The sequence below is a fragment of the Proteiniphilum sp. UBA5384 genome (genome assembly GCF_002410825.1).
In the GTDB taxonomy this organism is placed as follows: domain Bacteria; phylum Bacteroidota; class Bacteroidia; order Bacteroidales; family Dysgonomonadaceae; genus Proteiniphilum.
This window is the reverse complement of the sequence record NZ_DHOS01000001.1, coordinates 57,092-79,732: the sequence shown is the minus strand read 5'-3', so window position 1 is coordinate 79,732 and position 22,641 is coordinate 57,092. Positions and strand designations below refer to the sequence as shown.

Annotated in this window: 19 protein-coding genes; 3 read left to right on the top strand and 16 right to left on the bottom strand. The window is 44.4% G+C overall.

Annotation, left to right across the window (positions count from 1 at the left end; genetic code table 11):
• Positions 1–8 precede the first annotated feature (8 nt).
• Positions 9–710, top strand: coding sequence for a DUF4919 domain-containing protein (locus B4G81_RS00290; RefSeq protein ID WP_294078799.1), 702 nt, complete (start codon positions 9–11; stop codon positions 708–710).
• Positions 711–726: 16 nt separating this feature from the next.
• Here the strand turns inward: B4G81_RS00290 and B4G81_RS00285 are convergent, their stop codons facing one another.
• The 3 genes from B4G81_RS00285 to corA form a co-directional block, all read right to left on the bottom strand.
• The gene (locus B4G81_RS00285; RefSeq protein WP_294078796.1) at positions 727–2,349 is read right to left on the bottom strand and encodes an ATP-binding cassette domain-containing protein; all 1,623 of its coding nucleotides are present in this window, start codon (positions 2,347–2,349) and stop codon (positions 727–729) included.
• Positions 2,350–2,361: 12 nt separating this feature from the next.
• Positions 2,362–3,999: an ATP-binding cassette domain-containing protein gene (locus B4G81_RS00280; protein WP_294078794.1), complete on the bottom strand. Its 1,638-nt coding sequence runs from the start codon at positions 3,997–3,999 to the stop codon at positions 2,362–2,364.
• Between the two features lie 100 nt (positions 4,000–4,099).
• Complete coding sequence (gene corA, locus B4G81_RS00275; RefSeq protein WP_294078792.1) at positions 4,100–5,152, bottom strand: magnesium/cobalt transporter CorA; 1,053 nt, start codon at positions 5,150–5,152, stop codon at positions 4,100–4,102.
• Positions 5,153–5,326: 174 nt separating this feature from the next.
• On the opposite strand from corA, the gene B4G81_RS00270 reads away from it, so the two are divergent.
• On the top strand, positions 5,327–5,455 hold the full coding sequence (locus B4G81_RS00270; RefSeq protein WP_294078789.1) for a hypothetical protein: 129 nt from the start codon (positions 5,327–5,329) through the stop codon (positions 5,453–5,455).
• 56 nt (positions 5,456–5,511) lie between these two features.
• Here B4G81_RS00270 and B4G81_RS00265 read toward each other — a convergent pair whose 3' ends face one another.
• The 5 genes from B4G81_RS00265 to B4G81_RS00245 form a co-directional block, all read right to left on the bottom strand.
• Positions 5,512–7,164, bottom strand: coding sequence for a PCMD domain-containing protein (locus B4G81_RS00265; protein ID WP_294078786.1), 1,653 nt, complete (start codon positions 7,162–7,164; stop codon positions 5,512–5,514).
• A 16-nt stretch (positions 7,165–7,180) separates the two neighbouring features.
• Positions 7,181–7,864: a hypothetical protein gene (locus B4G81_RS00260; protein ID WP_294079215.1), complete on the bottom strand. Its 684-nt coding sequence runs from the start codon at positions 7,862–7,864 to the stop codon at positions 7,181–7,183.
• A gap of 135 nt (positions 7,865–7,999) precedes the next feature.
• A complete protein-coding gene (locus tag B4G81_RS00255; RefSeq protein WP_294078783.1) occupies positions 8,000–9,802 on the bottom strand; it encodes a DUF4493 domain-containing protein in 1,803 nt (600 codons plus the stop codon).
• A 4-nt stretch (positions 9,803–9,806) separates the two neighbouring features.
• Complete coding sequence (locus B4G81_RS00250) at positions 9,807–11,066, bottom strand: DUF4493 domain-containing protein (RefSeq protein ID WP_294078781.1); 1,260 nt, start codon at positions 11,064–11,066, stop codon at positions 9,807–9,809.
• A 34-nt stretch (positions 11,067–11,100) separates the two neighbouring features.
• Positions 11,101–11,907 carry a DUF4493 domain-containing protein gene (locus B4G81_RS00245; protein ID WP_294078778.1) on the bottom strand — a complete coding sequence of 269 codons (807 nt, stop codon included), beginning with the start codon at positions 11,905–11,907 and terminating at the stop codon, positions 11,101–11,103.
• A 375-nt stretch (positions 11,908–12,282) separates the two neighbouring features.
• Between B4G81_RS00245 and B4G81_RS15255 the strand changes: the two genes are divergently transcribed.
• On the top strand, positions 12,283–12,525 hold the full coding sequence (locus B4G81_RS15255) for a DUF4143 domain-containing protein (protein WP_414703137.1): 243 nt from the start codon (positions 12,283–12,285) through the stop codon (positions 12,523–12,525).
• A gap of 328 nt (positions 12,526–12,853) precedes the next feature.
• Here the strand turns inward: B4G81_RS15255 and scpA are convergent, their stop codons facing one another.
• The 8 genes from scpA to rodA form a co-directional block, all read right to left on the bottom strand.
• Complete coding sequence (scpA, locus tag B4G81_RS00240; protein ID WP_294078776.1) at positions 12,854–15,001, bottom strand: methylmalonyl-CoA mutase; 2,148 nt, start codon at positions 14,999–15,001, stop codon at positions 12,854–12,856.
• Between the two features lie 65 nt (positions 15,002–15,066).
• Positions 15,067–15,585 carry a prenyltransferase gene (locus B4G81_RS00235; protein WP_294078773.1) on the bottom strand — a complete coding sequence of 173 codons (519 nt, stop codon included), beginning with the start codon at positions 15,583–15,585 and terminating at the stop codon, positions 15,067–15,069.
• Positions 15,569–17,464: a methylmalonyl-CoA mutase family protein gene (locus tag B4G81_RS00230; protein ID WP_294078770.1), complete on the bottom strand. Its 1,896-nt coding sequence runs from the start codon at positions 17,462–17,464 to the stop codon at positions 15,569–15,571. Before B4G81_RS00230 ends, B4G81_RS00235 begins: the two co-directional genes overlap by 17 nt.
• Before the next feature lie 192 nt (positions 17,465–17,656).
• On the bottom strand, positions 17,657–18,502 hold the full coding sequence (locus B4G81_RS00225; RefSeq protein ID WP_294078767.1) for a LuxR C-terminal-related transcriptional regulator: 846 nt from the start codon (positions 18,500–18,502) through the stop codon (positions 17,657–17,659).
• Between the two features lie 23 nt (positions 18,503–18,525).
• A complete protein-coding gene (locus B4G81_RS00220) occupies positions 18,526–18,837 on the bottom strand; it encodes a nitrous oxide-stimulated promoter family protein (RefSeq protein ID WP_294079212.1) in 312 nt (103 codons plus the stop codon).
• Positions 18,838–18,933: 96 nt separating this feature from the next.
• Positions 18,934–20,283: a hypothetical protein gene (locus B4G81_RS00215; protein ID WP_294078764.1), complete on the bottom strand. Its 1,350-nt coding sequence runs from the start codon at positions 20,281–20,283 to the stop codon at positions 18,934–18,936.
• Positions 20,284–20,323: 40 nt separating this feature from the next.
• The gene (locus B4G81_RS00210) at positions 20,324–21,103 is read right to left on the bottom strand and encodes an SDR family NAD(P)-dependent oxidoreductase (protein ID WP_294078761.1); all 780 of its coding nucleotides are present in this window, start codon (positions 21,101–21,103) and stop codon (positions 20,324–20,326) included.
• Positions 21,104–21,165: 62 nt separating this feature from the next.
• The gene (rodA, locus tag B4G81_RS00205; RefSeq protein ID WP_294078758.1) at positions 21,166–22,626 is read right to left on the bottom strand and encodes a rod shape-determining protein RodA; all 1,461 of its coding nucleotides are present in this window, start codon (positions 22,624–22,626) and stop codon (positions 21,166–21,168) included.
• Positions 22,627–22,641: the final 15 nt, after the last annotated feature.

Below are 22,641 nucleotides of genomic sequence, written 5' to 3'. Positions count from 1 at the left end.
AAAAGACTATGTATAAATTACTGTTCATATTTGCATTTATCTCCACAGTTGCATTTTCAGCACACGCCCAAGATGAGTTTTTCAGCGCTCCCGATTTCGCGCAGATTGAAAGAAATATCAAAGAACCGGCTTCGTCTTATTATTATCCGAAATTGATGGAGAAATACATGTCGGGTGATGAAACGATGACCCTCGAAGAGGGACGCCATCTCTATTTCGGTTTTATCTACCAGTCCCAATATATGCCGGTGGACACTTCCTCCTATAACAACAAGATCGCAGAGGTATTATCGAAGAAATCATTCACTCCCGGCGATTACAACAATATTTTGGAATACTCCAGTGCATTGTTACTGGAAGACCCGTTCAACCTGCGGGCGTTGAATGCCAAGTTGCTGGTGTATGCCCAACAAGATAATGCGCACGAATATAAAAGGGTGGCACAGCAAAGACGGGTCGTGCAGAATGCCATTGCAGGCACCGGAGACGGGATGTCGGAGAAAACGCCGTTCTATGTAATCAGAGTGGCACATGAATATGATATACTTCCATTCCTGGGATACAGCTTCGGAGGCAACGACAAGATACTGTCGACAAAAAAGATAAATTACCTCACACTCTCCGAAAACCGATTCGGTGTAGAGAAGGTCTATTTCAATATTGCTCCCGTTATCGACCATGTAAGTTCACATGGTGGAGGGAAAATGTAAAAGCAGAAAATTCAATTCAGATTCTGATTACTCTATCCACCACACTTTCAAAATCTTTCAAGTGGGTAGCCATTAGGATGGTGATACCGGGGTATCGCCATTTTATGTTTTGGAAGATGGCAATCGCATTTTCGGAACTGATACCGGCGGTAGGTTCGTCCACCACCAGCAGTTGCGGTTCTTTGAGTAACGCTTGTGCCAATAGCAATTTCTTGCGTTGTCCGCCACTTAGCGTCTCCCCATTTTCGCCCAACCAACTATCCAACCCGTCGGGAAGCGATGCACGCCAACCGCTCAGATCCACCGTTTTCAGTACCTGTTCAATAGCTTCGTCAGGATATCCCTCAAAATTCTCACGCAGTGTTCCTGTCAGAAGATAGGCTTTCTGTGTTACATACACACATTCAGGTACCGGTAAATGGGATAATACTTGTAGATCGTTCCATATCAACGATCCCGTCCTACGGTATTCAGGATAAAAGAAACTGTTTAACAGCGTGGTCTTTCCTTTTCCTGTCTCCCCGTAGAGGGCAATCCACTCCCCTTTCTTTATTTTCAGCGATACTTCATCCGTTCGTACCGATGTTTCAGGGATTTTCGCACTCACATCCTGCAACACTAATCCTTCCAGAGGGGAATCCACCACTTCTTTTTGGATAGGCTGCCCCTCTTTCCCTACGGTTTTTTCCCCCTGTCCGATGATAGTCGCCACATCATTGACCTGGTTTTTTACCGCATTCTTTTCCGATTTTCCCGAGAAAAGCATCTCAGACAACTCGGCCTGCGCCATGATACCGAAGAAGATACCGATCGCCGCCGGCCCGTCAATACCATGATTGGATGAATTCCAGAGCAGGAAAGCAGCTATCAGACTAAATCCAAGACCGGCAATCAATTGAAGATAAAATGAATTTGTCTGCAGTTTATTCTCCAGTCGCTCGAGTATGTCCAATTTTTCCTCGTACTGATTAATCACCTTTTCCTCCATATTGTATTTGGTGATCTCTATCCGCCCCCTGAAACTTTGAATAAGTGCATGGTTATTCTCTTCTCGGTGTGTTTTCAATATTGCATAGAGTTTTCCGTTCTGCCGGAAGAAAAGTTGAGGAACGATAAACAATAACACGGCGGCAGAAACCAGGAATTCAATGGCTATTGCATGCGAAAACAAGACAAGAAAACCATAATAGAGGATAAGGGAAAGGACCAGCGCCGTAAGTGGCATCAACCATAAGAGGACATGGTTCAGTATCTGTTCAACGCCGAGCGTACTGTTCTCGAGCAACGTGGAATTGTTGTTGACCTGTTTTTTGAAATAGGGAAATCCGGCTACCGATTGGAATATTTTCAGTTGTAGGCTCTGCTGCACATCCAATGTGGTTTTGTGTGTCTCCATCCGTTCGAAATACCTCGTCGCTGTACGAAACAATGCCAACAAACGGATAACGGCAGAGGGAATCAGGTATGAAAACGCAGTGTTTGCCGTAATGAATGCCACACTACAAATAGCAAGGAACCATCCGGAGACCGCCGGCATGGCAATAAATGCCGCGGTCCAGAGAAAGAGTAGCAAAAAAGCCCCCCCCCACCTGCCGGCAAATGGCCGCAATATATATGTTGTTATAAATTTATACATCATCACATCAACAAATCAAACCTGCTCCCCCCAATTTAAGTTCAGTACAACATCCGCTACGCCATCGAACATCTTTTCATGTGAAGCAATGATCACCAACCGTTCTTCAGCCATTTTTACGATTTGCGGAAGGATAATCTCAATGGTATCATTGTCCAGACTGGCCGTCGGTTCATCCATAATCGCAACCGGTTTGGGATACATCATCATCCGGGCGAGGGTCACCAATTGTTTTTCTCCACCTGAAAGTTGTTTACCGCCATGGCTTAATTCCGTCTGTCCCCCCTGTTCCTTTTTCTCCAATATTCTATTTAGAAAATCAGGATACCCCTCGGAGCCGTTTCCTTCTTTTCCCAGGAAAACGTTGTATCGCAATGTTCCATCGAAGATAAATGGGTACTGGTTCATATATGCGCTGTTTTCCTTCAGCCATTGACGTGACCATGCATTATCCTGTCCGTTTACAGACACCGTTCCCTGCTGTACTGAAAGGCTACCGGTACAGATTTTAAGCAAGGTAGATTTTCCCGAACCGGAAATACCTTTCACCAATACCAACCCTTTTACCGGTAATTGCAGGTGGATATCATTCAACACTTTTACCGGAGAATCGGGATAGGCAAAATGCAAACTACAGATATCAAAACTCTTCAGAGATTCGTCCATTCCCTCCAAAGGCGGAGCAACCTCCTGTGCCAATATCGGCATCAACAATTCAGCTGAGGCCAGGGCTCTGTTACGGTCGTGGTATGCACCGACAAATTTCCGCAGATAAAAGAAGAAATAGGGTGTAATAGTAAGTAAAAAGAGCGCTGTACGAAAATCATATCCCTTACCATAATTAGCGCCGGGCATAATACCAAGCAAACTCATTCCCAGATAGATGGCTATAGCTGCAATGGCAATGGTCACAAAAAGCTCGAGGGCGGTGGACGACAAAAAAGCAACCCGCATCACACTGGTAGTAGCCTTGCTCAACTCCTTGCTTTTTCCGGACAAAAACCGGTATTGTGCTTTAAAATTATCCAGATTGACGATCTCGGCAATAGTCTGGAGTCGGTTATAGAAAACGGCCGAATATTTCAAGAAAAGATTAATATGTTTTTTATGAAGCGACTCGGCTCCTATACCCACCACCGCCATCTGCATAGGAATGACCAGCAACGAAACCAACAATATAATGCCTACCCATTTTTCTATCCAGAAGCAAACCAATAGCAGCAGCGAGCTGACCAAGGCGGTCGCTACGGAATAGGGAATAAAAAAAGCATAGAATGGTTTCAGATCATCGCTGATACGGGTGACATACAATGCACTCGCAGTAGAATCTAACTGATTATTGTGAAGCAACAGCGGATAAACCTGTTTTTTTATTTTTGAAACAATGATATTCCCCGCATTGTAATTGCATTGCGAAGCTAAGTGGGCGAAAAGATACCTACCCCCGAGAAATGCAGAGGCATATAATAATATGTTTGGCAGAATCAATCCGCTGTTGATCCACGAAGCGGCGAATTCCGACAGATACCAACAAAAAACGACAAAACAAACAGCGCTGACAATGGTAAACAGCGAAGCTGCAAGGTAGGCCCCCTTGGCTTCTCCCACTTTCCTGCCCAACCATCTGGAAGCACTTTCCTGATTTGAATTCATCTACTGATCATGATTTTTATTTCGTCCTCGTTACTTCAAATAACCGGGTATCGAGTAAACATGTGATTTTTATTTTAATGTCAAAAAAGTTCCCTGACATTTAAAACCATTTTCTTTTCTTAAAATACCAGAACATTCCGATGGCAATTAACAGCATCACTCCCCAGACGATAAAATAACCATATTTCAAATGTAATTCCGGCATATTATCGAAATTCATTCCATAGACACCCACTATAAATGTGATGGGGATAAATATCACTGAAAAGATAGTCAGCAGCGCCATAATATCGTTCAGTTTTGTACTCATGGAAGAGTGATAAATATTCAATTCATCATACAGCAGTTCACGATAGTACTCCAACAACTCCACCGCCTGATTGATATTGTCCTGCAATTCCTTATAGTGTTTTTCATTTTGGGGCGTAATAAAATCGCTCTCCGATTTTACCAGTCCGGAGACCATCTCCCGGGCCGGTTTGATATACCGTCCCAGGTTACTGAGTTCACGCTTGAGAAGATTGATTATCCTGAGTGTTTTCCTGCCGGGATCCAGCACCATTTTGTTTTCCAGGTCTTCAATTTTCTCACCCAAAACACCCAGGATAAAGATGTAATTGTCAATAACCACATCCAACAAGCCAAAAGCAAGGTAATCAGTCCCTAATGCCTTGAACCGTTTATTATGCTTCCTGATGCGTTCCCTGACAGGATTGAACAAATCGCTCTTCTCTTCCTGGAAAGTGACCAACAGCTTATCCATGATCACTATACTCAGGTTATCAATCGATATCAAATTGGTCTTCTCATCAATCTGCATTATCTTCAATGAGATAAAAAGTCCGTTATCGAACTCTTCCATCTGGGGACGCGTGCCCGGTTGCATCACATCCGACAGGATATCGGCAGGGATCTGTAACGTATCCACCAATTCCTGCATCAGTTGCTCATTGTGCAATCCGTCAATATTCAACCATGTGAGCGTATCGTTGTCTTTATAGGGCAAAACGCCCTCGATCGACCGGATCTCCAATTGGTCCACCTTCTCCAGGTCAATATCGAAAAGGGTCATTTGTATCTCTTCGGAACGGTGCCGGCCGCGGAACTTCAGTTCATACGGCGAAAGCCCTATATCCTCCTTGCGCTTAAGCATAATCGTCTTTAGTGATAATCTATAAAATCCAAATATACAGTATTTATTTGAAAAGTAAAAAATATTTATCAAACTATATTTTTTGATTTGTTCAACATTTTAGTTAAATTATTCACATCATTACCGAAAAATAATACCAACTGAAATGATACTGAATGATCCACCGGACTATTTATGGCTCTTGTGAAATATTTGCAGGCAAGGGTTGTGGCAATAGATCGGGTTCCCGCTATGGAGGTAATAGACGAAACCATCCTGCTCACGGAAGCCGACTATCTCATTGACCATTTTACAATTTATTGATCCTCAATAACAGGATCAGGAGTTCTGAATTTATTAAATATACAGACATTAGCACATTATTCATATATCAATTCAAAATTATCAATCCACAACTTACTGCCTGTACCACCTGTGAAATAATCGCCATACTTGCTGGCGGTAGCAACCACCACAATATACTTAGGAGTACGATTTGTATAACGATACACCAAAGGAAGATCTATTTGCTGATAGGTAGAAAGGGAGCTTCCTTGCGTGAATCCCGCATAGGCAATGATCTGCTTATCGTTTTTATCAAACAATTGCCTTTCAGAAGGACGGGTACGTATTTCCAGGGGTTCGTCCCAGTCAGTCAAGGCGATATAAATATCGCATGAATCCGGCCTTCCTTTCAGGTATTGAAATTCATCATCGCCCACCCTGTCGATGGGGGCGGATGTGTACTTATAATGGATGCGCAGTTTGGAAGGGAAAGAGGTAAACGGTCGTCCGAAACTTAATACTCCGTTCATCCCGGTCGTTCTCACATAGCTTCCGGTAAAGATATTACCGGCGGCAAACTGCATCACTAAGAATTTGGATTCCAACAAGGCTGCCTGTCCTGTGCCGTTGCTGGTTTCGTCCGTCGGGACGGAGTTGCTGGAACCAATCGTAGTGGCTCCTTTATTACCGGTATCCCAATAAGAAGTAGCGTCGGAAGCCCAGGGATTCCAGACCTTCCCATTCTGATGCCAATGGTCAAAGCTACCATCCGTCAAAGGAGCAGCAGTGGCAGTGACAAACGGCTTGGCGTCCCCCATCGTGCCGTCTATGCCCACCCGGTAGTGATACGCAGTAGCAGCGGAAAGCCCGCTCAAGGAGGCGGTGTAGCTTGTTCCATTCACTGTGATAGCAGAAGCAGGTAACCTGTTCCACGCACTTTCTGCCTGCTTCTTATATTCTATTTGGGGTGTTTTCCCATTTTGTATGTCGCCACTCACTATCGCACGTATGGTCATCGGAAATACCTCGGCAGAGATAGCACCTGATTCTTCTGAATGATAGACAAAAACTTTCCACTCATGGCTGACTTCTTCCCAACCATACGAAACAAAGAAAGCACGGGGCACAGAAAAGTCGAAAGTTGGCACTGCCGTTGGATCCGGAACTATTTTGCCATGTTCGCCCCCCAACTGAAACGACGTCACCTTGATTGCGTTCAACGGCTGCTCTTTCGCCACATACACAACCACATTCCTATTGACCTCATCCACCACCGCTTTCCCTATCTGATTCTCCAATACAATCTTGCGGGAAATAACCTGCGTCACTGTCACTGTCCATACATACTCCTGGTAGGTATGCAAGGTGAAAGTCACAGGTTGCGAAAAGTTGACCCGCGTATCCGAAGAAATAGGAATACTCTCCAGCGATTCAAATCCGGCAGTAGGAAATTTTGAGAAATTGTTGCAAACGGCAGGGTCGGCCACCAACTCCACTCCATCACTGACGGTCAGCTTGGTAATACGCAGTTTCGACAAGTCCACGGAATCGTCCACATAAAGTTGCACCGTACGATTCTTTTTATCGATAACAGCCTGCACGTTTTCTCCCTCAGAGGAAGCGCGTTGCCCCTCCACTTCCATGGAAAGGATATTCCCTTCTACAATGGGATACGGTATGTCGTTTTCGATTTTACAACCGGCAACAGCCAGCAAACAAAACAACGTATATATAATTTTCTTTATCATGTGTACAGTTTATCCATTACAAATAGAAAGACATGCCAATATTGAGGGAGAACAAGTCGAATTTAAAATTACCGGAAGAGACTTGTCTCGATCCGGTTTCGATCTGATTGGTCGTTTGGTCTTGCCATTTAATATTAAACCCCATCACCCCAAAAGAGACCTCCACGCTCGCCCAGTCGGTGACAAAAGCTGTCAGTCCGGGCGCAATGCCTATTTGCAGATTATGCGCCTTTTGATAAGTACCGTCATATTCCACCCCTGATCCGGTGGAATTTTTACCCGAACTATAACCGTAGGTTACCCTGGCTTCATTGAAAAGGCCAAAAATTTTACTTCTTCCCACCGGCATATAGGTCCGGATAAACCCCGAAACCTCATATTTATGTTCCAAATAATACAGGTTATTCAGACTGATATTAAAATCTTCGCCCAGATTAAGATCAAAATTATCCATGTCGAGATAAGTACGATTATAGCTGAAGCGTGCCCCCGCAGCAATATTATTTTTAAAGAAATAGCCAACATAGGGACTCACCTTGAATCTATATCCCAACGCCTCCACATCTTTCAAAACCAGAAAATTCAAGTTATTCTCCTCATGTTCAGAATAAGAGACTGTTCCGCCCACCAGCCATTGTCCTTTGGGGATAAATACTGCTTTTTGTATTTCCCGGTCTATACGTTGAGGCCTGCCCGCCATTGCAGAAGAGATTCCTACTATCAACAGCAGTGAACATACTACGATTTTTACTTTCATACATACAATGAATATAACCGGAGAAGGGTTTTCGCAAAGAGCCTTCCCCGGCTAAGAGGTTATAATTGAGTGATATTTTTATTGACTGATCGGACTGTCACCATACACCAATGCCAAGTCATCCACATACATCAGACTCTTCGTGCTGCCGGTAAAATAATCCCCGTATTTACTTGCCGAACAGACCACAATAATATGGGTAGGTTTCGTTTCCAGGTCACGATATTTCAGATCAATCGTAAATTCTTTCCAAGCATCGCCGGTAGGCACGGCATCCGATGCCGGAAGTTCGCCATAGGCAATGATACCGGCATCATTTTCAAAATCAATAAAAGTAGCGACGTTTGTGTTGTCCACCTCATACGAATTGGTAGTCAGCGCGATATAGATAGCACACACATCCGGTGTCTTTCCTTTTTCAATGCCTAAACTTGCCGGCGTATTACTACCCACATAATCCATTGCCTCTGTAGCATACCGGAACCATCCATGCAGTTGGGTAGGACGTGCAGCAAAAGGCTGGCCAAAATTGATTTTAGCACCATTCGTCCCAACCAATTTCACGAAATTACCGGTATAGAGACTTGCGGCAGCAAATTTACCAATCCCGATAAAGGAGGCGTATTGGGACTGCAATGATGCGGATTTTCCACCCGCCGTATGCACCACGGACGAATTGCCTTGCGTTGGATTTTTATTGATCAGCGCACCTGCGCCGGTAGTAGTACCCGGATTACTGGAGTCCCAAAATGAACCGCCATTGGCAGTGAAATAAGCTTCAGAAGCAGCATACCACGTTTTACCCGATTGATACCAATCGTCTAAATTTCCATTCACCAACGCAATCTCCGTTTCCGTAGTAAATGAAACAGGATTGCCCTCATACTCTTCGCCATCCTTACTATACTTCAACCGGTAACTGTAATCCGTATTGGGAAGCAAGCCTTTCAAGGTCGCTTTAAAGTTATTCTCCCCCTCTTTGGAGGCTGCAATCGTACTCCATTCGGAAGCGTTGTCCGCCTTATACGCAAACACCATATTGTCCGGATCCAATTCTCCCGCGGCAGACACAACCTTCCCTTCCAGATAAGCGAAGTTACTCCAGGCATTGGCGACGTTTGTTTGCAACTTAGTCTCTAATTGAGAAGATATCACGAATTCAAAAGTATAGGTTGTCTCCGTGTCATCCACATTGACAGTGACACCCCCCTCGCCCGTCTCCGCTACTTTGTAGTGCAGGATATAATGGTCACGCGCTTTTACGCCGGTAATTTTATCTGTTTGGGAGAAAGGCTGATCCGACTTGTTTACTACAGCGATGGTAGAAGTCAGGTCTCCTACAGGGAAGTAAGCCGACCGGGCAGTCTCCCCCATTACAAATGCTTGAGAAGCGATGTCCGGCAATTCCGAGGCAACTGTCGCTGTTGCCGACTTGAAAGCAGCGATAAATGTCTGGTCGAAATGGACGGTCACTTTTACATTTGCCAATGTACAGGTGACAGAGGCCGTCACTTCTTTGTCTTTTTCAACCGTGACTTGCGTAGTGCCGGCATAGTAAGGAATATCAAAACCCGACTCCGCACCATCAAATCCATTGGAAGACGCATTAATCGTATAAGTACCCGGCGTCATTTCCAGTTGCTTTCCTGCCAGCGTAGTCCAGTCGTCGGTGCTCTCCACCACCTTGCCCGAAGCATCTACTATGCTGATGGCTATTTGCTTCGGATTATACTCTTCACCCACACCTCTTGTCACATTCACGGAGACATTCGTATCAACGATGAGACGTAAATACCCTTTGTCGTTTGCTATATCCTCATTCTGGCACGAAAACAGGCAGACCGCGGTGAGCAATGCCAATAACTTATATATTCTTTTCATTCCCTTATCCTGTTATAGTTACTTTATAGGTTCCACTCACCGTTTTTCCATTCTTGTCCGTTACGACAATATCAAACTGATGAGCCTGTCCGGCATCTGTAGCACCCGTCAAATTGAGGAATGTAAAAAATACCCCTAAAGGGAAAGTATAGGATGTGTCTCCCTCATGAGGAGCGGACAAATTCTCATCCACACCGGAGAGTAACGTGCCAAAATCTGTATTATCAATCAAATCAACGCCTTCGATAAAACTTTGACCATCCATCTTCAGGTCTGTCAAGATATCGTCAAAACCCCGATTTCCCGCCGTAATCTTCACCACAATGCTTTCAAAACCTGCATCGGCCTTAATAAGAGCGTCTGCACTTGAAGGCATCCCCGTTCCATCTTCCTTGTAAATGGCATCAGCAGGCAACGCCAATGAAGGTCCATCCCCTTCACCCGGTGTAGGATTGGGATCTACCGGAATTTCCACCTCATCGGTATGATTTTCAAATTTGATGTTCAGCGCAATATCAATTCCACTCACGCTTCCGGCAGCACCGGCATCATGCTTCATATTAATAATCAGACCGTCACCACCAGTAAAGAACTCCGATTCATCGTCATACTGTTCGGCGGCTTGCGACTTTGTAAATGTACGACTGTCTCTCACGCGTGCTCCAAACACTGTTATAGCACTAAAATTCACTTTGAGGGAAGACACATTGTCGCCGAACAACCAATAAATGGATGCAGGAGCTGTATCTGTCTCATCAAAAGAAAGCGCAGTATCCGAACCGTCATCCACGGTAATGACCCAAGAAGAGAAGGCAGCCAAAAAACTTGGGTCGTAATTCATCTGAATCCGGCTATTCTTCATCTTGCAAGTGACCACAGTTTGTGTGGTTATCCCTTTGGTAATAATCAGCTGGCTACTACCTGCATAATAAGGAGCAGTCATCTTTTTCTCCAACGTGCCGGGACTGTGAGAAGACACCACATACGTACCCACTGCCAACGGAAGCGATACGGGAACCTCTGCCACAGTAGAAAAATTCTTGACGACAGACTCCACCTCTGTACCCGTTTTTCCCGCAATAGTTACAGGGAAATCGTCTGCACTGACCGCTGCACGCATTTGTGAGACCGGCGTCTTCACTGAAACTGCCAATTCCAATGCTCCCATATCCTGACCGACAGAAGTCCTCTCTTCTCCAATTTCACAAGATACCATACCTATTACGGTAAGAGCGCTTAAAGCTACAATATTAAATAGTCTCATATTTATTCTTTTCTCTTTCATTCGTATTCATCGATTATCCAATCCACTCGGATGGAACTTCTATCTCCATCTCATGATCATTTGTACTCTCATCAATCGTAATCGTAAATCCCAATTGACCGGTAGCCGGATCATACTTGGGAGTAATGTTCAATGTCCAAGACTTATTGGGAAGCAAAGTATGCGTTTTCTCCACCGTGCCGGAAGCTACACTGCCATATTCCGCTTTCCGGGTGAAGTGAATAGTCGCTTTTACCACCTCACCCTCCTTGTTCACTTTCAGATACCAAGGTGCCGCATCACCTTTCGCCCAGACGGCAGTCGCACTCTCGGCTTTCAATGCCGCGGTTTCATAAGAAACCCAATAGTCGCTGAAATAAGTATCCATCGACGGATCAAAATTCACCGATGCCTTGGCAGCCGTGGGCGTGCAATTGACTGTCACACGCTGATCGTCACTGTTCACGGAAAAATTCTGAATGCCTTCCACATAAAGATTCGTTCTGGAAGAAGTGGTAAAATCTGTTCCGTAAAAGGCCTTCAAGATATAGGTGCCGTTATCCATCTCTATGCCCTCAGGAATCTCAGCATATCGATATTCATGAAGAGGAGCGTCCGCACCCTCTTTTAGAATCTGTACGGTATACTTATTCTTGTTTTGGTACTCTGCCAAATCAACAGCACGAGCCTTCACTTCAAAATCGGCTACTACATTCATATCCATAAAGACAAATCCTTTCCCATCACTAGGGAGTTCTTCTTCCGAAGAACAGGAAGATACGATCAGGGCTACCCCCATCATACAACACACCAAGAGTTGCCTCATACTTTGCTTATTCATACTTTTCTGTTTTATTTTTACATTCGGGGACCAAGGAAGGCCATTCAATCATTCAAGAAAGACGAAAAAAAATTGCTATTACATCCCTTTTCATGCTTTCAGAGCATCAAAGGTAGCATAAATTTTCAGAACTCAAGAAGGCAGGGTCAACGCATTTAAATTTTCAATAAATACAACAAGAATTTGTTATCCCAGCCGGCTTTTAAACGTTTGGAGACCAGTGATCCTTTCGAAGTGTCCTGTTTTAGGAGGTTAAGTGCTATTTTCCCATAACCGAATCGACCGAATCCGGTTTATGCCGGTTGAAACTGTCTTCCACATGGGATAAAAGCTCTATTTAAAATAAAAGATTATGCATTTCAACCTCTATTCAAAATGGTGCGAAACAATATCACGAACGAGAAAGAAATAAAGTTGTTGGTATCGTATCTCGCGGGAAATTTCGCCCGTTTATCCACCAATAGCGAGCTGACTGATATCATAGATGTTAAAAATCCGACAACTGTAAAAAAATATATCGGATTTTTGGCCGACAGTTATCTTGTTTTTCAAACAAGTAAGTACACTTATTCATTGTCAAAACAAATACAGAACCTCAAAAAAATCGTATTTCATTGATAACTCGGTTGTTTCAGCAATACAGGTTTGCTACACTTTTTCATCGGAAAAAGAAAAAAAGGGAAATAAACGATTTGCCCGACGCATTAAACACGTATAGCCTGCAATCAGGACTAATTATTACCGACGACGCTGCAGGTGAACTTGTTTTTGAGAACAAAACTATAAAGATAATTCCCGCATGGAAGTGGCTGTTTGAGGAATAGCCGCCGAATTGATCTCTGCGCTCAAAAATATTCTCCAGCAGATACAACTACTCCTGATCCGGTTTGTATTAAACCGGATCAGGGAGCTGCATTATAATATAAATATAAAAATATCGTCTTAATCAGTCATTCATCAATACATGCATGATCTGGCATGCTGATTCGGTAATGGAACTTCCCGGGCCGAAGATGGCGGCTACACCAGTCTTGTATAGGAAGTCGTAATCCTGTGCAGGAATTACACCTCCCGCTATGACAACGATATCTGGACGACCCAACCGTTTGAGTTCTTCAATCACCTGCGGTACAAGTGTTTTATGTCCGGCAGCCAATGAAGATACGCCCAACACGTGCACATCATTCTCCACCGCCTGGCGCGCTGCTTCGGCAGGGGTCTGGAACAAGGGTCCCATATCCACGTCGAAACCACAATCGGCATAACCGGTAGCGACCACCTTGGCACCACGGTCGTGTCCATCCTGTCCCATCTTGGCTACCATGATTCTTGGTCTGCGACCTTCCTTTTTGGCAAACTGGTCTGTAAGGGCACGCGCTTTCTCGAGCGTCGGCGCCGATTTTGATTCTGCTGAATACACGCCTGAAATTGTTCTGATTACTGCATTATAACGTCCTACTATCTTTTCACATGCGTCGGAGATCTCTCCCAGCGTAGCACGGACCCGTGCCGCCTCTACCGAAAGTTCAAGCAGATTACCCTCTTTGGTTTCCACACAGCGGGTAATAGCATCGAGTGCCTTTTTCACAGCCTCATTATCGCGTGTTGCCTTCAATTGGCTGAGACGCTCCACCTGCTGCTTGCGCACCTCTGTATTATCGATATCGAGGATGTCAATCGGATCCTCGTGGTCGAGTCTGTAACGGTTCACACCGATAATAGCCTGCACGCCCGAATCGATACGTGCTTGTGTACGGGCAGCCGCTTCTTCGATACGCATTTTGGGAATACCGGTTTCAATGGCCTTTGCCATTCCTCCAAGTTCCTCCACTTCCTGTATATGTGCCCATGCCTTATCGACCAGTTCCTGGGTGAGCGATTCCACATAGTAAGAACCGGCCCACGGGTCAACCTGACGGGTGATCTGGGTCTCTTCCTGGATATAAATCTGGGTATTACGGGCAATACGGGCCGAGAAATCGGTCGGTAAAGCGATAGCCTCGTCGAGCGCGTTGGTATGGAGCGACTGTGTATGTCCGAGTGCGGCAGCCATTGCCTCGATACAGGTGCGTCCTATGTTGTTGAACGGATCCTGTTCGGTGAGCGACCATCCCGATGTCTGGGAGTGGGTACGCAACGCCATCGATTTGGGATTTTTGGCACCGAAACTCTTCACGATCTTGGCCCAAAGGAGGCGTGCAGCACGCATCTTGGCTATTTCCATAAAATGATTCATGCCGATAGCCCAGAAGAAGGAGAGACGCGGTGCGAAAGCGTCCACATCGATACCTGCATTAATACCCGCCCTCAGGTATTCAATCCCGTCAGCCAAAGTGTATGCCAATTCGATATCAGCAGTAGCACCTGCTTCCTGCATATGATATCCGGAAATGGAGATAGAATTGAACTTAGGCATCTTCTGGGATGTAAATTCGAAAATATCAGCGATAATCTTCATTGAGAATTCGGGTGGGTAGATATAGGTATTACGCACCATGAACTCTTTCAGTATATCGTTCTGGATGGTACCGGCCATCTCTTCTAATTGGGCTCCCTGTTCCTGAGCAGCTACGATATAGAATGCCAGGACAGGCAATACTGCTCCATTCATGGTCATCGACACCGACATTTTGTTGAGTGGGATGCCATCGAACAATATTTTCATATCTTCCACCGAACAGATAGAAACACCGGCTTTACCCACGTCACCCACTACCCGCTCATTGTCGGCGTCATAACCCCGATGCGTAGGGAGGTCGAATGCTACGGAGAGCCCTTTCTGTCCCGAAGCAAGATTACGACGGTAAAAAGCATTAGATTCTTCTGCGGTAGAAAATCCGGCATACTGACGGATGGTCCATGGTCGCATCACATACATCGTGGAGTAGGGTCCACGAAGATAAGGTGCCACTCCGGCAGCATAATTGAGGTGTTCCATGCCTTCCAAGTCTTCTTTGGTATAAACCGGTTTTACCGGAATCTGTTCCGGCGTAAGCCAATCAGCTTTGATCTCATTTTTTTCAGCCCATCCGGCCACATCAGTCGATGCAAAACCGACGGTATGGATATCAATATCTTTAAAATTTGGTTTCATATTTTTTCATTTAGAGCCAAGAGCCGGGAATCAAGATTCAGGACCGTTGGCGTTAGTCTAATTATTTAATCGTATGTAAGAGAAGCGATCAAGTTGCCAGCCACCATCAATAAACTGAAAATCAAAACTAACCGGGCTGTATAGGTATCCAAAAAACGGATAATTCCCAGATCGTCCATAGTTGCTCTTTTCATCAGTTTGAGATTTTTAATGGCAAGCGGAAAACTGAGTAGTACCAGGAAAACCCAGCTGTCCAACATCTGTATCATCACCATGATGGTAATCAGTAGGTAAGCCACCAGCAGCAATGTCTGATAAGCAATCTGAGAACCTTCCAATCCCATCTTCATGGCTCGGGTTCGTATGCCCCCCTCCTTATCCTGTAGCATATCGCGCGTATTTCCGGCATGCAACATGGCCATAATGAGCAACCCCGGGGGCGTGATCACGAGTAATACCGGCCAGAGTGACAGCCCAACTATTCCACTCTTTTTATGGAGATAAAAAAGGTAGGATATAGCCACCAATACCGGTGATACCGATACCGACAACATCCAGTATCCTTTTCTACAAAAGCTTCTCATTAAACGCTTTCAAAGTCTCCAATACATTACTGCGTACATTGATAAAATGTTCGATTCCGATTGCTTTGAGATCATCCGCACAGGCGGGAGCACCGGCTACAACCAAGATTTCTTTTCCTCCTTTAAGAAGATTATAAGCTTCGGGAGCCAAAGTAGCATATTCGTCATCGCTCGAGCAAAGGACTACCACATCAGCCTCTTTGGCACGTGCAGCATTTATCCCTTCTTCTACCGTCTTGAATCCGAGGTTGTCAATAAGTTCGTATCCGGCACAAGCAAAGAAATTACTTGAGAACTGAGAACGCGCTAGCCGCATAGCCAAGTTTCCAATGGTCAGCATAAACACCTTAGGGCGTTTAGTGCTTTGTTCGGTAGCAAGACGCAGTGTATCGAAAGCATTGGACAGACGGCGTGTATTGAGTCGTTTGAGCGGTCTATCCTGCACATCATTGCTTCCGCAACCGCAGTGGCATGACTTATCTTCTATCTTAGCGTTCATAGTCTCACTAAAGTTAGGATATTGATTGGTTCCCAGCAATATCTCACGGCGATTGGCTACTGCATTGAAACGGGTATTGGCCGACGCATTGACTGCATCCTGTACCGTACCAGCTTTAAGAGCTTCATAGAAACCGGACTCTTCGGTGTCGAGGAACAATTTCCACGACTGTTCAGCGAGTGCTGCTGTCAGTGTTTCGATATAGTATGATCCGGACGAAGGATCTGTAATTTTGTCAAAATGAGATTCTTCTTTCAGCAATAGTTGCTGGTTAACTGCAATCCGTTCCGCAAAAGCGGTGGCAGTTTCGAATGCTTCATCAAAAGGACGCACCGTAAGTGAATCGACCGCACCAATAGTAGCAGACATTGCCTCTGTTTGAGTGCGTAACATATTCACATAAGGGTCATACAGCGATTGATTAAATCGTGAAGTGACAGCATGAATATTCATTTTTGCCGCACAACGGCAGGTACCGTCAGAAGCTTTGTTGTCGCAATCATGTGAACAGGACGGTTTATACGCATTCACAATCTCAGCCCACAACCAGCGTGCTGCACGAAATTTTGCGATTTCCATAAAATAATTGGCGCCCACTCCTAATTCAAATTTTATCTTTTTGGCTGCTGTAGAAGGATCAACGCCATTTTCTATCAGCGCCGACAACACCTGATTACCGTAAGAGAGGCTATATCCCAACTCCTGGTAACTGTATGCTCCTGCGTCGTTCATCCTGTCTCCCGAGACCGTGATAGCACGATAACGGGGAAGCGGTGCCGTAATCTTTACCATCTCCACTGCCTTTTCGATCCAGTCGGGTTCATCGACTCCTTTTTTCAATATCTTCCTGAAAGGATCGAATTCTATGGAGCCAAAACATTCCATCACGTTGAGGTTTCGTGATTTGACATAATCCACTACTAAGCGTGCCAGATCGATAGTACGCGAGATGCAGGTGCTGAAATTCAACTCCACCTTGTCGGGCGAAATCCCCTGAAGCAGTATCTCCAGATTCTCTGCCGAAAGTTCATTCTTCGGCAAACGAAATCCAAAGGAGGTAATACCCTTTTCGAGTAAGGTAAGTGCTTTTTTGTTTGCTTCTGTAAAATCCTTCACATTGATTTCCTGGCGCACATACCACTTGTTATCCTTTCTGGTGCTGCGCACATAAGGGAATTGTCCGGGCAGGTTTTCAGCCGCCCGGGATCCTTCTATATCTTCTGCACGATAAAAAGGATTTACATTGAACCCTTCATTGGTTCTCCACACCAGTTTTTTCTGGAAATCGGCCCCTTTCAGGTCCTTTGTAATGACTTCCATCCACTCTTCAGTGGAAACGGGAGGAAAACCGGTGAAAAGTTTCTCTCTCTGATTACTCATAGTTCACTTGTTTATTTATTATTTTGATTAAGCTTCTACGGTCTCTAAAAGAGAACAAAAATAACGCTTTTTATTCTCTTTAAAAAGTATTTATCGTCTTAATTGCACTTTTTCACATACTCTCTTTTCACTATTATTTATGGAGAAAAGAACGAAGAGCCCCTAAAAAAGTATTTCAGGCTATAAAGAAGATTATTGCATTGGTATCAATCCTTTTCGGATAGCGTAGAAAGTAAGCCCGGAAACGGTTTTAATTCCGGTCTTTGCAATAATGTTTTTCCGATGCGTAAGTACTGTATTATGACTGATATTTAACTTCTCGGCAATTTCCTTGTTAATATGACCGGTCACAATAAGCCGGAGAATCTCTTCTTCCCGGTTTGTAAGTTGATGACCGTGATGTACCTGATGTTGGGTATGCTCTTCGGAGATAGCCTCGTGCAGATGGCGGATGCTCCTTGAGTCTAACTCTTCGAGTTTAGGACGAAGTACTTTCTCCCGTAATCTGTTGTGGGCCGATAAATCACTCTCCAGCGAATGAACTGAAAAAATGACGGCATATATAAGATTTTGGTTGAACTCTTTGGAAAAATGCCTGATCAGAATATTTTTCAGATCGTGCAGTAACTCATAGGGGAAGTCATCATCAAAGAGCGTCTGATTCTGCAAATGCTCTGTCATTTTCTCCTTGAATTTCAGAAAAAGGTTATTGAATATTCCCAATTCTTTATTCTCGGGACCACTCATTGCAATAAAGGCATTCAAGTGTCTTCCAATATTGGGAATAAGTTCGTGGATATAGTTTTCCACCGTACATTGAAAATAGTCTGCAATCAATTCGGTATCGAACAGGGGGAGCGATGCATCGGGAATATAGTTGTTATCAAGATAGACATTCAACACCGTAAGGATGAAATCAGGATTAAGGTCATATTCATCACAAAGTTCGAGAATGGTTTTGTTACCCACGCCAAGATGTATCCCAAAACGGTTCAATACGGGGATAAGCGAATTATGCTCTACGAGCACATCAGCCATAACACAATATTTGTCTAACAATCTCAACTATTTTTGTTATTTATTCTATTTTTTGCCGCATAATTACGATTACGCCTAATCTCCTGGCAGTAATGACGGATAGTATCCAGGGGATGAAAAAACATCATTCGGGGCCCGGAAAAACGCATCACCTCTTTAATCTTCATCCGCATATCACTTCTATAGCAATGAACCGGACAGGTTGCACACGTAGGTTTATCCTCACCATAGCGGCACTTCTCCAATCGCTGTAAAGCATATCGTTCCAAAGCCCCACACTCTATACATAACTCCTTCACAGAGCCATGCTTTGAACGGCAGTATAGAAAAATCATTTTGCTGACAACTTTTTTTTCTCCTTCGTTCATCCACTTTCCTTTTTCACTTCAAATTCAACGTAAAATTAACCAAAATCCCCTTCTCTTCCAAATTCATTCGCTCTTTTCCTCCGGGACAAATTTTCCATCTTCCGGCAATTGAGTTGTATTCTTTTTTGAAATATGATAATTACCCTGAGAATTTTGAATCACCTGGTATCCCTCATTGAGTGCAATAGTCCACCCCTCTCCCGTTATTTCTTTCTCACTGATTGTTAATGGCTCAGAAACAATCACCCACCGCCAATCGTCCCTCAGCAGGGCACCTCCTCTTTTCACGGTAAGGATCCCCCACTTATCACTCAGGGTGATAGAGGGGTAAACCGTTCCTTCATCCTCATCAAGAGGGACCAGCTTCTGGAGATCGAACGACATGTTCATATCTTCCAACCGTATCTCAAGGTGCGGCCGTTCAAAGAACTTCTCACGATAGAAATCGATCAATGTATTCTGAGTTAACTCCCTTTTGTTCTCCTCATCGATAATTATGCGTCCATTATATTCTTCGGCCACCTGCTTTACATACGATTGCAACAGAATACGCCTATCTACGCCAAATGCCTCGGACAAGAATTCCGTCAATTGGGTATCTGCATTCATCCCTTTATTCCAATGATTATCTTTTTGATAGAGAAAAAAACCATATACAGGTATCGTTTCATAAGCAAACGAACGTACAAATGAAGGAACTTTTTCAAATATATCGATGCGGCTGACAAGATACTCCCGCCATTGCCATTTATCCCTTCCGCTCATTATCTGTCCGGTGTATGAGGCTAATCCTTCCAGTAATTCCAGGCTGTTTTCCGTTGTCTCGGACCCTCTGTAAAGCATTTGACGATATTTTCGAAAAATCAACGCATTCCTGAGATGTTCTTCGGCACGGTTAAATCTTTGGGCTTTCAGCGCAGCCTTCAGGGCGGCCATTTCAAGACGGAGATATATCCTCCCTTCTCTGATATCCAAATGTTTATTTTCTTCTCTTCTAATCTGGAAACCGAGTGAAGGTTGAGCCACATGAAACAGTTCGTGGGTAATAAGATCAATGCGATCGTAGGCGTTGGCAGACAAGGGTAACTTTATCATTGCCCAGTGGGTACCATTCCATTGGATATCCGTATTAGAAATAGTAACTTCGAGCGGAAGTATCCCCGTATAAATGCCATTCATACAATTCAAGATACCTTCTGCATCGACCCGGTTGGCATATACCTCCCTGGTTTCCGGATCCACCAGAAGTACAGGACCGTATATATCCTTATCCCAGAGACTCTGATAACGAAAAGTGGCATCCTCCACCTGTTTAAAGTAGAATAAAAGCGAGTCGGCAGGATAGCATTGAGCCCGATGGACCATCGCTATAGTAAACAGCCCCGTTAACCATATGAATCCAAGCAGTTTCATTGCTGTGTGATTTAAATGAAGGCTATATATAATACACCCCTTATTGATGTTGCATTACTTTTGCCGAAAGGCGTGTAACCCATTTCCTTGGCAGGAAACGGATACTAAAAGGAGCCAGTTTATTCATAGAGCCTTGAATGACGGCGGGTTTTCCCTTCATCATGGCCTTGAATCCCAGTTCTGCCACTGCCCTGGCATCGGCAATCTTTACGTTCTTCACCAATTGGGATGCATTCATCTTCGATACTTCACCAAAATAAGTACTGGTAGGCCCCGGGCAGAGCGCGGTAATAGTAATACCCTCTTTTCTCAATTCATTTCCCACGGCCTCCGACAAGCTGAGTACAAATGCCTTGGTAGCGAAGTAGACCGCCATCATCGGTCCGGGTTGAAATGCAGCCGTAGAGGAGAGATTTAATATCTTTCCTCTTTTCCGGCCTTTCCATTCCTGTATAAACAAGTGCATTAAATGTGAGAGCGAGGTGATGTTCAATGTTATCATTTCCTCATAACGATGCCAGGGAGTATCGGCAAATAATCCATAATCACCAAAACCGGCATTATTGACTAGATAATCCACTTCCATCCCTTTGTCTTTCACCTCCCGGAAAAGTGCTTCTGCGGCACCGGGCAGGGAGAGATCTCCTACAACAGGATATACAGAGATGCCATAACCATCCTCCAGTTGTTCTTTCAGTTGCGCCAGCCTGTCGCCACTACGGGCTGTAAGAATCAGATCGCATTGGTTCTCTGCAAAGATGAATGCCAACTCTTTTCCTATCCCCTTAGATGCCCCCGTAATTAATGCCGTTTTTCTCATACACCTATTCTATTTACAACTCCTATTTACCACAAAATTACATTTTTTTTGCCTGACTGCCCTCAGTTCCGCTTCCTCGATTTATCAATCCGGAGAAAGATAAAAAGCAAAATGGTAAATCCCCAAAGGGAAGAACCTCCATAACTGAAGAAAGGCAAAGGGATACCAATCACCGGCATAATACCGATTACCATACCGATGTTGACCATTATATGGAACAGGAAGACACTTGCCACTCCATATCCATAAGTGCGTCCAAACATTGTTGTCTGTCGCTCTGCCAAACGGAGCAACCGGAGTACAAAAAACATCATCAGGATCAAAACCAGGGTCGCCCCGATAAATCCATGCTCTTCGCCTATCGTGCAGAAAATAAAATCGGTATCCTGTTCGGGTACATATTTGAGTTTTGTCTGGGTCCCGTTCAAAAATCCTTTTCCGGTGAGTCCTCCCGATCCGATAGCTATTTTAGACTGTCCCACATGGTAACCGGCTCCACTCAGATCCTGTTCCATCCCCAAGGTCACCTTGATACGCATCTGCTGGTGGGGTTGGAGTACGTTATAGAATACATATTCCGCCGATTCTACAAAGGCAAAAGAACCTATCAAAAACAGGAAAATATAGAGATATGTCCTTTTCCTGTATCGGATAAAATAAAAAAGCAGGTAGAGTGCCGTAAAAGCCAGCGCTATGATAGCGACTATCCCCCAATCTATCTTCACCGAAAAGAGTGAAACCACAAAAGCCACCAGGAAGAGAGCTCCTACCGAGAAGAGAAGGATGAGCGATGTATTGAGGCGTTTGATATAATTCCATATCATGGCAGCCGAAAAGATAATGATAAGGATTACCGTGACAAACTCTCCTACTGACAATGCCCCCATTTGCGTATCTGAGAACCTGATCCCCAAAATAAAATAGATAATCGCAGCTATACCCATGAAAAGGAATCCTCCCGGCAATCCTTCCCGGTAAAGTACCAGTATAAAACTCAGGTAAACCAATGCGGTACCTGTCTCGCTCTGCGCAATGACCAAAAAGACCGGCAAAAGGATGATCGCACTGATCAGCAACAGGTTTTTCCGCTCCATCAGGCGGAAAGTATAGGAATTGAACACCTTGGCCAGTGCCAGGGCAATAATAAACTTCATGAATTCGGCCGGTTGAAGCCTCACCGGACCTATAATCAACCACGAGCGGGATCCGTTGATATCCTGGGCCACTATAAGCGTAACGATGAGCAATACAATACCTACCAGATAAAAGAGAAATGCATAGGTCTCATAAAATCCCGTATCAATCTTCAACAAGGCAAAAGCCAGCAGGAACGAAGTACCAATCCATACCAATTGCATACCTGCCCGAGTGGAGAGATCAAACAATCCGGTCGCATTTTCCAGGTCGAAGCTTGCCGCATATATATTGAGCCATCCAAGTAATACAAAAAGGATATAAAAGATAAGAGTCGGCTTATCCACCTTCCCCTTTTCCGATACTTCGTTATTTCCCTGATAGATCATATATTTTATACTCTA